A 14,356-nucleotide genomic window follows, 5' to 3' on the forward strand; every position below is an offset into this window, starting at 1 on the left:
GCCGATTTTTATGAGTAAATCTATTTTCTATAATCTAAAGCAGGTTTTCTGTCACCCAGGAGCGCCTCATATTTAAAATTTGCCCCTCTTTTTTCGAGCCATTCAGCGCGGGCTTTTTCTATTAAAGATTGGTTTTTGTATAAGTCAATAGCAGTGCAGGCGAGTGTTTTGGCTGCAACAATCATTCCTTTCTGACCAATTGTCATTCCACTTGCAGCAGTAGATTGCCAGCTATGTGCAGCAGAACCGGGAACCCATGTTGCGGTACTTAATCCTACTGTAGGAACGGTCCAGCTTACATCCCCGACATCAGTGGAGCCGCCACTTGTTGCAGTTTCGGAAGCATCTCGGAAATCTTTGACTTTAGCAGCATTTTCGAGAGGAACCTTTTGTTCACCCAAAGTCTGACTTATTTTTTCAGCGAAAGCCTTCTCTTCATCATTGTAGATAACACCCCCTGCTTTTACCAGGTTATTGTGCATTATTTCGGCAAGTGTAATATTTGGTAAAAGGTTATAAACTCCTCCAAGCACTTCCCATTCTACTTTTGTTCCGGTACCTAAAGCAGCTCCCTGAGCAGCATTTTCAATTCTTTTCCAGACACTTTGCAGAATGTCACGGTCTTTATTACGGGCATAATAATAAACTTCAGCGAAGGCGGGCACTACATTTGGGGCTTCACCACCCTTTGTAATTACATAATGTATTCTTGTATCTGAAGGGATATGTTCACGCATCATATTCACCATATTATCCATCGCTTCAACGCCATCCAGTGCAGAACGTCCTCTTTCCGGAGAGGCAGAAGCATGTGCAGCAATACCTTTGAATCTGAATTTTCCATTTTTATTGGCTAAGGATGTTCCCGCATCGGCCGAATTCAGTGAGCCCGGATGCCAGTGCAGCACCACGTCAACGTCGTTGAACAGGCCTTCTCTTACCATATACACTTTTCCTGAACCACCTTCTTCCGCCGGACAGCCGTAAATTTTGACGGTACCTTTCTGACCGGAAGATTTAAGCCAGTTTTTTACCTCAACTGCCGCTGCTACGGAAGCTGTTCCAAATAAGTTATGCCCGCAACCATGTCCGCCTTTCTGATTTGGAATAGGTTTAATTTCCGGAGCCACTTCCTGAGCAAGTCCCGGTAAAGCATCATACTCCCCCAAAATACCGATTACAGGCTTTCCTTCACCGTAAGTTGCCACGAATGCGGTTGGAATTCCGGCTACACCTGCCTGAACGGTGAATCCTTCTTTTTTTAGCTGCTCCTGTAAGAGCGCAGAGCTTTTTTCTTCCAAATACCCTAACTCTGCGAAATTCCAGATTTGTTTGGAAATTCCTGCGTATTCATCAAAACGCTTGTCGATATTTGAAATCACCGTTTGTTTATCTGTGTCCTGTGGAATAGCGGCGTTTTTCTTTTTTTGGGCAAATCCGGAAACGGAGATCAGAAGACTGGCAAAAAGTAAAGTTTTTTTCATAAAAAGGTAGCTGGCTTGTTGGTTGTATTTTTAAAACTAGCTTCAAAAAGAAGGATTTGCAAGACCTGGATTAATTTAAACAGGTTTTTGTACGGGAATTTAGGCAAATGATGAAATTGTTCCCTATTTTTAAATTGAAAATTATAACAACTATGACTTCGTTTACCACAATACTTTTGCGATTCGGTGAAAATGGAGAGAAAACAGGCTGGACCTATATTCATATTCCGGTAGATATTGCCAATGAAATAAAGCCGGACACAAGAGTGTCTTTTCGGGTAAAAGGGACAATTGACAACTTTCCGATAAGGCAGGTTGCTTTACTCCCGGTTGGAGAGGGGGATTTTATAATTCCTATGAATGCAAACATCAGAAAAGGAATAGGAGGAAAGAAAGCAGGAGCTTCCGTGAAAGTTTCATTCGAGTTAGATGAGAGTGAATTTGAATTTTCAGAGGATTTTCTTAGTTGTCTTGAAGATGAACCCAAAGCCCTTGAAAATTTCAAAAAACAGCCACCCAGTCATCAGAAATACTTTTCTAAATGGATAGAAGATGCTAAAACGATAGAAACCAAAACCAAACGCATCAGTCAGAGTGTGGAAGGATTGCTGATGGGAATGAATTTCGGAGAAATGGTCCGGTACTTTAAGGCCAGAAAAGATGAATTGGAGAGATAATTCAGCTTTGAGAAAAAAGTCTTTTATATTTTCGTTTGACACCTTGAAATAATGCTTTAGTGCTAGCAATAAAACACTTTTTTAAGTTATGAATAAAGAAATCCAACTGGTAGAATGGAAACAAATCTGGAAGGATGATTATTTAGGGTGGCTTGCTGGTTATGCAAATGCAAACGGGGGAACGCTTATTATCGGAAAAAATGATTCAGGGAATGTTATTGGTATTGATAATGCCCCCAAACTACTGGTAGATCTTCCAAATAAAATCAGAGATGTATTGGGTATTATTGTTGATGTTAATTTAAAAACAGAAAATACGCTTGAATATATTGAAATTACTGTTCCGGTATATTCTCACGGGATTAGTTATAAAGGAGAATATCATTATAGATCGGGTAGTACAAAACAAATTCTTAAGGGAGCATCACTAAATAAGTTTTTATTAGACAAAAGTGGTCTTCAATGGGAAGCAATTGAAGTCTCTGCAATTTCTTTTCCGGAATTGGACTTAAAAGCTTTTGATTTTTTTCAGAAAAGGAGCTTCTCAAACAACCAGATTAAGTGAATCCGAGCTGGTTGTTTCAAATGAAATTCTTTTAGAAAAGCTAAACTTAATTTCAAATAAATCTCTGACCCGGGCAGCTATACTGTTATTTCATAACAATCCTGAGAAATTTATCAGTGGTGCTTATATCAAAATAGGTTTTTTTAATGAACACTTAGAGGTGGCTTTTCATGATGAGATACATGGCTCTCTTTTTTATCAGATTGAAGAAACTATTGAGATATTAACAAAAAAATATCTTAGAACAAATCTCCGTTTTGGTGATATCAAACGTACAGAAGAGTTAGACTATCCTGTCAGAGCTTTGCGGGAAGCTATTATTAATGCCATTGCACATAAAGATTATAGTTTGCATAATCCTGTTCAGATAAAAGTCTTTGAGAATAAAATACAGATTTTTAATGAGGGGACTTTACCGAATAATTGGACAATAGAGCAATTCCTCGGCAATCATCCATCAAGACCTGCCAACCCTATGATTGCGAATGTATTATTCAGGGCCGGGTATATTGAGGCTTGGGGAACGGGTATAAGTGTAATAATCAGAGAATGTAACATCAGAGGACTACCGCTGCCACAATTTAACTTTGATTTTGGAGGTTTAATGGTAGAAATACAACAAAATAATCTTAATGCTAAAGTATTGTCTTCTGGTCTTTATAAAGCACTTGAGCTGTTGTTAAGTCAAGGAAGTAACCCATCTATTACTGATAGAAATATTTCAGAGTTTGCTCCTATTGCAAAAAGATTAGAAGATAAGTCTTTATCTCTTATTATTGCATTTCCGGAAGGAGATCCTCTTAGAAGAAAAGATGTTATGACTTTGATTGATTTAACAAATCAAACTTACAATACAGAACGCTATCTGACGCCTTTGATTAAAGAAGGATTGATTTCTCAAATTATTAAGAGCCGTCCAAATAGCTCTAATCAACGCTACATTTTGACGGAGAAGGGTTCTAAATTTAAATATATACTTAGGAGTATAACGAAAAATGAGAGCTAACTAACTAACTAACTAAGTACTAATTAAAAATGACTTTACAACACCCCATTTATAGCACAAGGCCTTGTCTAACAATAAACAAGGCCTTGTGCTATATAAATGCGAATTGTTACTTTCCGCCCAACCTTACAATCATTTCTTCTAAAGCTTTGATTTTAGCATCAGCATCAGCTAGCTTCTGACGTTCTCTTTCAACCAGTTCCGGTTTTGCGTTCGCTACAAAACGCTCATTTGCCAGTTTCGCTTCGGTTGATTTTTTGAATCCTAAATTATATTCAAGCTCTTTTTTAGCGTTTTCCAATTCGGCCTCAACATCAAGCTCTCCGGCCAGATTGATAAAAAACTCATCAGATTTCAATACGAATGAAATAGCACCTTCTACATTTGAAGAAACAAAATCTATTTCAGAAGTATTTCCCAGTTTACGGATAATACCTTCAAGTTGTTTGTAACGTCCCTGGTCTTCTGCCTTGATTGATAATGGTAATTCTGTTTTCGGAGAAATTTGCTTGGCATTACGCGTTTCCCGGATTTTAGAAACCAGGTCAAACAATATTTCGAAATCTGCTAAAACATCAATATTTACAGCTCCTTCTTTCGGGAATTCAGCATGACAAATTGTTGCTCCCTGGGTGCGATCTGTAAGTGCCTGCCAGATTTCTTCTGTGATAAATGGCATATAAGGATGTAAAAGACACATTAATTTCTCGAAAATCCCGATGGTTGCCTCATAAGTTGCCTTGTCAATCGGTTGCTCGAAACCTGGTTTGATGATTTCGAGGTATTTTGAACAGAAATCATCCCAAACCAAATTGTAAAGTGACAATAAAGCATCTGAAATACGGAATTTGCTGAAATGATCCTGAACCTCGGTAATTGTCTGGCTGATTTTTGAATTTAACCATTCAATGGCCAGTTCGCTTTCCGGTTTTCTTTCATTACTTTCAGAAATAGTCCAGCCTTTCACTAAGCGGAAAGCATTCCACACTTTGTTACAGAAGTTACGTCCCTGTTCGCATAACTTCTCATCAAATAACAAATCATTACCGGCAGGAGCGGAGAACAATAAGCCCGAGCGAACACCGTCTGCACCATATTGCTGAATCAAATCCAAAGGATCCGGAGAATTTCCCAGGGATTTTGACATTTTTCTACCCTGTTTATCACGAACAATTCCTGTCAGATATACATTTTTAAAAGGCAGTTCATCACGCCATTCATAACCTGCAATAATCATCCGGGCTACCCAGAAGAATAAAATATCTGGTCCGGTAACTAAATCATTGGTTGGGTAGTAATAATTGATTTCCTCATTTTCAGGATTTTTGATACCGTCGAATACTGAAATTGGCCATAACCATGAAGAAAACCAGGTATCCAAAACGTCCGGATCCTGTGTTAAATCTTCTTCAGTCAAAGCAAAAAGCATTAATTCATGCTGGGCTTTTCTAAGTGCCTCGCGCTTGGTTTTGGCTACAATGATTGTTCCATCCTGTAAATAAAATGCCGGAATCTGTTGTCCCCACCATAATTGACGGGAAATACACCAGTCATGAACATTTTCCATCCAGGAACGATATGTATTCTTAAATTTATGAGGGTAAAGCTTGATATTGTCATTCATTACGTTTTCCAACGCAGGTTTCGACAACTCTTCCATTTTCAAAAACCATTGCAATGATAATTTCGGCTCGATTACTGCTCCTGTACGTTCTGAAGTCTTAACAATTGATTTGTATTCCTCCATTTTTTCCAGCAATCCTGCTTCTTCAAGATCCTTGACAATATTTCTGCGGGCTGCAAAACGATCCTGACCTACATATAAAACAGCTTTTTCATTGAGGAAACCATCATCATTCAGAATATCAATTACCGGTAATTTATGTTTTAGTCCCAGTTCATAGTCATTCAGATCATGCGCAGGTGTTACTTTTAAGCAGCCGGTTCCAAAATCAACCGCAACATATTCATCAGTAATTACCGGAATTTCACGTCCTAATAATGGAATTTTCACTGATTTTCCATGAAAATCAAGATAACGTTCATCTGTAGGATTTACACAGATAGCCACATCGGCCATGATAGTTTCCGGCCTTGAGGTCGCAATTGTCAGGTATTTTCCGGTTTCTCCGACCAATTCATATCTGATGAAATACAATTTTGCCTGAATGTCTTTATCGATTACTTCTTCATCTGATAAAGCCGTTTTTCCAAGCGGATCCCAGTTTACCATCCTTACTCCACGATAAATCTGCCCTTTGTTGTATAATCTTACAAAGGTTTCGATTACGGCGTCATACAATGACGGCTCCATCGTGAAACGGGTTCTGTCCCAGTCGCAGGAAGCTCCCAGTTTCTTCAACTGGTCAAGAATAATGCCTCCATATTTATCTTTCCATTCATGGGCATATTCCAGAAATTCCTCTCGGGAAATGTCTTTTTTCTCAATACCTCTTTCTTTCAACATCGCAACCACTTTCGCTTCTGTAGCAATAGAAGCGTGGTCTGTTCCCGGAACCCAGCATGCCTCTTTACCTTCCATACGTGCTTTACGAATCAAGACATCCTGGATCGTATTGTTGAGCATGTGTCCCATATGGAGCACACCTGTCACGTTCGGAGGTGGAATGACAATGGTATATGGTTCTTTTTCAGGATCCGGCTTTGAAGCAAAAAACTTATTTTCAAGCCAATATTGATACCATTTGGATTCAATTTCTTGAGGAGCGTATTTTGTTGAAATCATATTACTGAATTGCGGATTTTTGATTGAAGGGTTTCTACTTGAAAAACAATCAGGTGTCCATATTTTCTTTTTGTCAAAAATTAGTCTGCAAAGATAAGAATTTTGAAGGAAAGGGTTTCCAAACTCTTGAAAGAAGTATAGATACGAGTGCTTATCAAAAGCATTATTTTTCGGAAAAAGAGAAAGAACAATTAAAACTTGTCTCCGGTAAAATTCTCTTTCAAACAATTCCCGTAAATTAGAGTTAGCATTGAGAAGTAATTTCCTGGTTATGTTTATTAAATTTCTTCTGTTTTTCGGCACATTTTTTCTGATGGAAGGCTTTGCATGGTTTATTCATAAGTTCATCATGCACGGAATTATGTGGAACTGGCATCAGTCGCACCATGTCCATCATAAAGACATTTTGGAGAAAAACGACCTTTTTTCTGTGGTTTTTGGCATTGTATCTACAGCAGCGATTATAACCGGAGACCTGATTCCATCAGTATGGTTTTTGTTTTGGATCGGTTTAGGCATAGCTTTATACGGAATTTTCTATTTTATTTTCCATGATATCATTGTACACCGGAGAATAAAGATTAAATATGTTGCCCGGAATAAATACATGAAAAGAATTATGAGGGCGCATTATATTCATCACAAAATCCATACAAGAGAAGGAGCCGAGGCATTTGGATTTTTGTGGGCTCCCAAAAAATATGAGAAAAAAGATGATTAGAAAAAACTCCGGCAAAAAGGAGTAGTTTTGAAAGGTGCGATGTCTTTTCTAAAGAAGGTAATTTTTGAGTAAATTATAATTCTGAGTGGCAATATCTCCAAAAACGCATCCTGAAACAGACGACCTGAGTCTTTGGCAAGCCTTTAAAAAAGGTGATGAAATGGCTTTTACTGTTTTGTACCAAAGATATATCCGGGTTTTGTATGCTTATGGCAAGAAATTACTTTCAGACGATGAGCTTGTTGAAGATACCATTCAGGATCTTTTTACCGACCTCTGGCGCATGAGGGATAAATTAGGAGATGCCCGGTCGGTTAAATTCTATCTTTTTCGGTCGCTTCGCAGAAAAATCCATAAATCACTTACTCCCGATTACCTTTTTAGAGAAGATTGGGAAAATACGGATGAAAAGCTCCTCCCGACACTTCCGTCTTTCGAGTCTGTTCTGACAGATTCAGAAAATTCCCAATGGAAAACAGATCAATTAGAAAACTGGCTGAAATCCCTGCCGACCCGTCAGTATGAAGCACTTGTTTTGAAGTATTATCAGGAATTTGACTATTCTGAAATAGGCATTATTCTTTCTATCAATGAACAGTCTGCAAGGAATCTCGTACAGAAAGCCCTTCTTAGTCTTCGCAAAATCGCTATTCCTCTTCTTATTTTGCTCCTCTTAGGTACAATTTTAAATTTTTGAAAAAAAAATTACCCAAAGCGAGTTAAAAGTCAAAAACATAGCCTCTTTCTATTTGAAGACGAAATAATTAAATTTTCTCTTTGAAAAGTAATATGATGAACTATCGAAATTTTCAGATCCAGGATTTCATTGAAGATGCCGCATTCAAGGAGTGGGTTATGAAGCCTGACATGCATTCTGACGCATTCTGGAATAACTTTTTAGAACAACATCCTGAGAAGACGAACCTGTTAAACAATGCCAGAAATGTATTGTTAGCAGTGAAATCTGAGATAGAAAAGGATTTTCCTTCTGAAGCTCAGGTTCAGAGAATTTTTGAGAATCTGCAGGATCAGTTGCAGGAGACAAAAGATGCTGCGCAAAATGTTGAAAAGGTACAAAGAATCTGGTCGTGGAAATGGTCTGCGGCTGCCTCTGTTCTTTTAGTGGCAGGTCTGGCTTTGATTTATGCTCATTGGTTTAAACAGGATAAAAGTATCGCAGTTTATGAAAAAATGATTTCTGCATCTGAAGGGAATTTGCTGGAAAAGCATAATGATACTGATCAGCTTATGAAAGTGGTATTGCCTGACGGAAGTGAAGTTACGCTGGAGAAAAATAGCAGAATAAGCTATCCGGTAGTTTTTGAGAAGAATAAACGCGAAGTATATCTGATCGGAGAAGCATTCTTTCAGGTAAAAAAAGATCCTAAAAAGCCGTTTTTGGTATTTGCCAATGAACTGGTTACCAAAGTTCTGGGGACAAGTTTTAGAATAAAAGCTTTTGGTGAAGACAAAAATGTTTTGGTAATCGTAAAAACAGGAAGAGTTTCTGTTTTTGCCAATCAGCAGATAAAAACCCAGGATCCGGAAACATCAGGATTAGTGCTTACGCCTAACCAGGAAGTAATTTTTGAAAGGGCAGATCAGCGGTTTTCGAGAAAATTAGTGGAAAATCCGGTCATTTTGCTTTCTGCTGATGAATTACAGCATTATAGCTTTGACGATGCTCCGGTAGCAAAAATCTTTGATGCCATTGAAAAAGCCTACGGTGTGGATATTGTATTTGACGAAGAAATTATGAGTGATTGTAAGCTGACTACTTCGCTTACCAACGAGACCCTTTTCGAAAAACTGGATATTGTGTGTAAAGGAATTGATGCTGAATACAAAGTGGTTGATGCTCAGGTTATTATTTCAAGCAAAGGTTGCCGTTGATAGCTGATTGAGAATAAACAATACAATTGAAATATAATAATTTACCTATACTTAATCCCTAAAAAACCTTTTACTATATGACTGAAAGTTAACAAATCTTCACAAAAAAAGTCGGCAATGGTACCAGCATTACCGACCTGAATTTCCCTTATTTCTTTTCGAAGCTCGCATTGGTAGAAACCAATGCACAGGGATCGTTTTTGCTCATTTAACATTACAAAAACATTAAAATTAATGAAAAAACAACGACATTTCCAAAAAACACTTTTGTACCTTATGAAAATCTCGCTGATTCAGGTTTTTATCGCGGTGATTTTTGCCGGTGTCTCACTGGCACACGGTCTTTCTGCCCAGGATTTACTCAATAAAAAAGTTACATTACGGATTGACAATAAAGATATTAAGTCAATTCTCAGAAATATTGAGAATGCAGCAGATGTAAAGTTTACCTATCGACCAAAACTGATTTCTATCGATCAAAGGATTTCTATCAATGCCAATAACGAAAAGCTTTCGGAGGTTTTGGAGAAACTTTTGAAGCCATTGAACATCTCCTGGGAAATCATTGGAGATCAGATTATTCTGAAAAAGAATTTTTCGGAAAATTCTTCCCTGATTGGCCCCGTTTCCACACAAACTTTGCTGGAACTGGCTGTTGCAGAACAATCTGTCAGCGGTACAATTACAGATGAAAAAGGAGAAAGTCTTCCGGGAGTCAATGTATTGATCAAAGGAACGCAGAGAGGAACAACTTCTGATTCCAAAGGACAGTTTAAAATTACAGTAGTTGATTCAAAAGCGGTATTGATATTTTCTTCGATTGGTTATGCAAAACAGGAAATTATTGTCGGAAACCGTAATAATCTGAATGTTACAATGATTTCTGATGATAAAACATTGAATGAGGTGGTCGTTGTGGGCTATGGAAATCAGGAAAGAAGAGATGTAACAGGAGCTGTGGCGACAGTCAATAATAAAAATATAAAAGATTTGCCTTTAACCAGTGCTGACCAGAAACTGGCTGGTCAGGTAGCCGGTGTTCAGGTTAACCAGGTTACCGGAGCTCCGGGCGGCGGTGTAGTTGTGCGGGTGAGAGGTTCCGGCTCTATTGGTGCCGGAGATGATCCTTTGTATGTAATTGATGGCTTTCCGGTTACCAATAGTTATGACCGTAACTCAAATCCGTTGAGTACATTAAATCCGGATGATATTGAATCAATGACAGTATTGAAAGATGCTTCTTCTACGGCTATTTATGGTTCCAGAGGGTCAAACGGGGTAATTTTGATTACTACCAAAAAGGCAAAGACAGGTGCTTCAAATATAGAATTTAATTTCTATACAGGTATTCAGACAATCCCTGACCGCAGTAAAATTAAAATGATGACTGCTCAGGAATTCGCTCAATTCAGAATAGAAAGCCGTCAGGATGCAGCAAAATTTGCTAATAAACCTTTTGATCCGGCTACTATTCCGGCTGATTATCAGAATCCGGCAAGTTTAGGGGCAGGTACAAACTGGTTTGAACAAATGACTCAGACTGCCCCGATTCAGAGTTATAACCTGACAGTAAGTAAAGGCTCTGAAAACCTTCGTTCATTGATTTCCGTTGGTTATTTTAATCAGCAGGGAACAGTGAAAAATACTTCTTTCGAACGTTTTTCTGCAAGGATTAATATCGAAGGAAATCCCCGTAAAAATATTACTATCGGTGCAAATTTAAATCCTTCCTATGTAAACCGGAAAATTGCTGATACCGAAGGGCACTTCAATACCGCTATTCTTACACAAGGATTACTGAATAGTCCGCTGCCTCCGGCATTTCAGGCAGATGGGAGTTATACCCCATCCATTACCTCTTCAGATATGTTTGCCAATGCTAACCCTTTGAGTGTATTGATGAATAGCAAGAACGTTCAGACATCCATGCGTTTATTAGGTAATACCTATATTGATTTTACACTGGCAAAAGGTTTACATTTCAAATCAACATTTAACGTAGATTGGACCGGAACCAAGGGGGATTTGTTTACACCATCTTATGTAGGTTCCTTCAGAAACCCTCCACCACAGCTTGCCACAGGAAGTACAGGATCTACGACCTTGTTTAACTGGTTGAATGAAAATACACTCACTTATGATAAATCATGGAATAACCACCATCTAAACGTTCTGGCAGGTTATACCATTCAAAGAGAAAGATATGAAAATACTACTACCAGAGGTTCCCAATATCCTGATGATGTAGTTCAAACGATTAATGCAGCTACAATTTTAACCGCTTCGGCTGATGTCAGAGAGTGGAGATTAATTTCATTTTTAGGAAGAGTGAATTATTCATTTAAGGATAAATATCTTTTGAGTGCAGCTGTTCGTCGTGACGGTTCTTCCCGTTTCGGACCGAATAACAGATTTGCTTACTTCCCTTCTACGTCTGTGGGCTGGAGAATTTCAGATGAAGACTTTTTTCCGAAGACAGAGTGGCTCTCAGACCTTAAACTTAGAGCAAGTTATGGTTTGGCAGGGAATAATGCGATTGGAGATTACACATTTATTCCCGGAATTACCGCGGATAACTATGTTTTCGGAGGAGCGCTTTCAAACGGATTTAAGTTAAATTCTTTGGCAAATGCTAACCTGGGCTGGGAAAGTTCACGTCAGTTAGATGCCGGGTTTGATGCCTCTCTTTTAAAGGGGAGACTAAACCTTACCGCTGAATATTACCAGCGTCATACTGAAAGTATGCTTCAGACTATTGATATTCCTACTGCTTCAGGTTTTAGTACAGCAATTACAAACATTGGGAATGTACTGAATTCAGGCTTTGAGTTTTCGGCAAACAGTAAAAATACTGTAGGGAAATTTAAGTGGGAAACTGATTTTAATATTTCGTTCAACCGAAATAAGGTACTTGATTTAGGTAATAAAGTTCAGATTATTTCCGGAAGTGAAAGTACTAATATTACAGTTGTAGGGGCACCGATGGGGCAGTTTTACGGGTATATTTTTCAGGGAATTTTCCAGACCCAGGCTGATTTAGATGCTTCTCCCAAACAGGCAGGCCAGGTGCTGGGCTCAGTGAAATATAAGGATGTAAATGGCGACGGGAAAATAGATGCTAATGATAAAACAGCCATGGGTAATCCGAATCCTGATTTTATCTGGGGTATGACAAACCGGTTCAGTTACAGAAACTTTGATCTTTCAATCCTGATAAATGGCTCTCAGGGGGCAAAAATCCTCGATTTGTATAAGCGATTTACGACCAATATCGATGGGGTATTTAATGTGGAAGCGGAAGTGAAAGACCGTTGGCGTTCGCCGGAAAATCCGGGAAATGGCCGGATTCCGACCACTGTTGCGAATACAGCTCTTTCCAGAGAAATTAATTCACTTTGGGTAAATGATGCCTCTTACGTTGCGGTGAGAAATATTACATTAGGCTATAATATGAAAACAAAATGGGCCAGTGGTCTGAGAATTTATGTGAGTGCTCAGAATGCCCTATTGTTCACCTCCTATAAAGGTGGCTGGCCGGAAGTCAATTACAACGGAAACAGCTCATTGGCTCCGGGTGTGAATTATACCGGTTATCCGGTACCCGTTTCTTACAACATCGGGGCGAATATCAAATTCTAATTTCGCAGGGAAATCAATTCTAATCCAGGATTGTCTTAAACTTCCGGCTTTTGATTAACCGGAATTTGAACACTGGAAACAAAAAACTGAATCATAAATCAGATGAAAAAAATACTATATTTTTTGCCTTTCGCCTTCCTGACGCTTATGGGTTGTGGTGAGGATTATCTCAACCTGAATCCTGAAGTGAATCAAAGTGCCGGGAATTTCTATAAAACAAAAACCCAGTTCGTGCAGGCGGTAAACGGGGCATATGCTCCGCTTCAGGGTTTGTACACCGGACCTTTCTGGGTTTTGGCTGAAATGCGTTCCGACAATACTTCGTATCAGTATAATACGGTTGACCGTTCGGGTTTTCCTTTTGAGGAAGTTGACGAATTTCGAGAGATTTCAAATAATACACATACCACCAATTTCTTTAATAACTCCTTTCAGGGAATTTCCAGAGCGAATGTTGTTTTGGACAGAATCGGTGCTTCTTCAGTAGATGCCGCTTCTAAAGATCAGATTATTGGAGAAGCAACTTTTCTGAGAGCTTTTTATTATTTCAACCTGGTTCGCATTTTTGGAGATGTTCCCCTGGTTTTAAAAGAAGTGAAATCTACCGATGAATCCTTTTTAATAGCTGCCAGAAAAAGCTCGGCGGAAATCTATGCTCAGATTTTAGAAGATGCCAAAACAGCTATTCAAAAATTACCGGAGAGTTATACGGCAGCTACTGATAAAGGCAGGGTTACAAAAGGAACGGCCAGAACCTTGCTTGCAGAAGTTTACATGACTCAAAAGAATTTTGCGGCGGCTACAACTGAGCTTCGTGCGATTGTACAATCTAATAAATATCAGTTGCTGAGTAATTATGCTGACAACTTTTCGATTACCAAAAAGAACGGAGCTGAATCTGTTTTTGAAATACAATACGTAGAAGGTCCGAATGGTGAAAACAGCAATTTTATATACAGTTTTGCTCCTTATAATTCCGGAAGTTCGGTAGCCGGATTTGCTGTAGGAAGCGGCGCTGCTGCAGGATGGAATATTCCTACTCAGGATATGCTGGATGCTTACGAACCGGGTGATTTGAGAAAGGCTGTTTCTGTTGGACTGAATTTTACTGATCCGGTCAGTGGGAAAGTAGTACCTTATGTTAAAAAATACCTTAGTCCACATGCAGTTCGTTTTCAAACGGCGGATAACTTTCCTGTTTATCGTTATTCAGATGTACTTTTAATGTTGGCAGAATGTTTGAATGAAACAGGATTTACTCCGGATGGTGAAGCTTTTTCTTTATTGAATCAGATCAGAAAAAGAGCAGGTCTTTCTGATAAAACCTCTTCTAATGCTGATGTTAATCTGAAAATTGGTTCTCAGGATGATTTCAGAAAAGCTATTGCTAAAGAGCGCCAGGTTGAGCTGGCTTTTGAAAACCACCGCTGGTTTGATCTTTTAAGAACCAATAAGGTAGCTGAGGTTATGGCTCCGCATGGAATTCGTGAAAAAGCCGCAAAAAGCTATGTGATTTCAGTTTCATATCAGGACCTGAAAACTTTATATCAATATCCTCTGAGAGAACAGCAATTGCTTCCTAAATAAGAGAAAAGAAAAGTGACAAATCGATATTCCGGATTTTG

10 protein-coding genes are annotated in these 14,356 nt (G+C 38.7%); 8 read left to right on the forward strand and 2 right to left on the reverse strand.

Translation table 11 applies throughout. From position 1 onward, the window contains the following. Positions 1-20: 20 nt before the first annotated feature. A complete protein-coding gene (locus BM179_RS20770) occupies positions 21-1,484 on the reverse strand; it encodes an amidohydrolase (RefSeq protein WP_092019091.1) in 1,464 nt (487 codons plus the stop codon). Positions 1,485-1,636: 152 nt separating this feature from the next. Here BM179_RS20770 and BM179_RS20775 point away from each other — a divergent pair, with 152 nt between their 5' ends. The 3 genes from BM179_RS20775 (at position 1,637) to BM179_RS20785 (ending at position 3,732) form a co-directional block, all read left to right on the forward strand. Then, positions 1,637-2,161, forward strand: coding sequence for a YdeI/OmpD-associated family protein (locus BM179_RS20775; RefSeq protein WP_092019130.1), 525 nt, complete (start codon positions 1,637-1,639; stop codon positions 2,159-2,161). A gap of 88 nt (positions 2,162-2,249) precedes the next feature. Then, a complete protein-coding gene (locus tag BM179_RS20780; protein WP_092019092.1) occupies positions 2,250-2,726 on the forward strand; it encodes an AlbA family DNA-binding domain-containing protein in 477 nt (158 codons plus the stop codon). Next, complete coding sequence (locus BM179_RS20785; RefSeq protein ID WP_092019093.1) at positions 2,680-3,732, forward strand: ATP-binding protein; 1,053 nt, start codon at positions 2,680-2,682, stop codon at positions 3,730-3,732. The genes BM179_RS20780 and BM179_RS20785 overlap by 47 nt, the downstream gene beginning before the upstream one ends. 109 nt (positions 3,733-3,841) lie before the next feature. Here the strand turns inward: BM179_RS20785 and BM179_RS20790 are convergent, their stop codons facing one another. Continuing rightward, positions 3,842-6,478 (reverse strand): valine--tRNA ligase, encoded by a 2,637-nt coding sequence (locus BM179_RS20790; RefSeq protein WP_092019131.1) that lies wholly within the window; start codon positions 6,476-6,478, stop codon positions 3,842-3,844. A gap of 271 nt (positions 6,479-6,749) precedes the next feature. Between BM179_RS20790 and BM179_RS20795 the strand changes: the two genes are divergently transcribed. The 5 genes from BM179_RS20795 (at position 6,750) to BM179_RS20815 (ending at position 14,318) form a co-directional block, all read left to right on the forward strand. After that, complete coding sequence (locus BM179_RS20795) at positions 6,750-7,199, forward strand: sterol desaturase family protein (protein ID WP_229632999.1); 450 nt, start codon at positions 6,750-6,752, stop codon at positions 7,197-7,199. A gap of 85 nt (positions 7,200-7,284) precedes the next feature. Next, entirely contained in the window at positions 7,285-7,896 is a 612-nt protein-coding gene (locus BM179_RS20800) for an RNA polymerase sigma factor (protein WP_229633000.1), read from the forward strand. Positions 7,897-7,988: 92 nt separating this feature from the next. Then, positions 7,989-9,092: a FecR family protein gene (locus BM179_RS20805; RefSeq protein WP_092019094.1), complete on the forward strand. Its 1,104-nt coding sequence runs from the start codon at positions 7,989-7,991 to the stop codon at positions 9,090-9,092. A gap of 234 nt (positions 9,093-9,326) precedes the next feature. After that, positions 9,327-12,731 carry a TonB-dependent receptor gene (locus BM179_RS20810; protein WP_177219473.1) on the forward strand — a complete coding sequence of 1,135 codons (3,405 nt, stop codon included), beginning with the start codon at positions 9,327-9,329 and terminating at the stop codon, positions 12,729-12,731. 102 nt (positions 12,732-12,833) lie between these two features. Next, positions 12,834-14,318: a RagB/SusD family nutrient uptake outer membrane protein gene (locus tag BM179_RS20815; protein ID WP_092019096.1), complete on the forward strand. Its 1,485-nt coding sequence runs from the start codon at positions 12,834-12,836 to the stop codon at positions 14,316-14,318. Positions 14,319-14,356: the final 38 nt, after the last annotated feature.

The organism is Pseudarcicella hirudinis, from assembly GCF_900115665.1.
In the GTDB taxonomy this organism is placed as follows: domain Bacteria; phylum Bacteroidota; class Bacteroidia; order Cytophagales; family Spirosomataceae; genus Pseudarcicella; species Pseudarcicella hirudinis.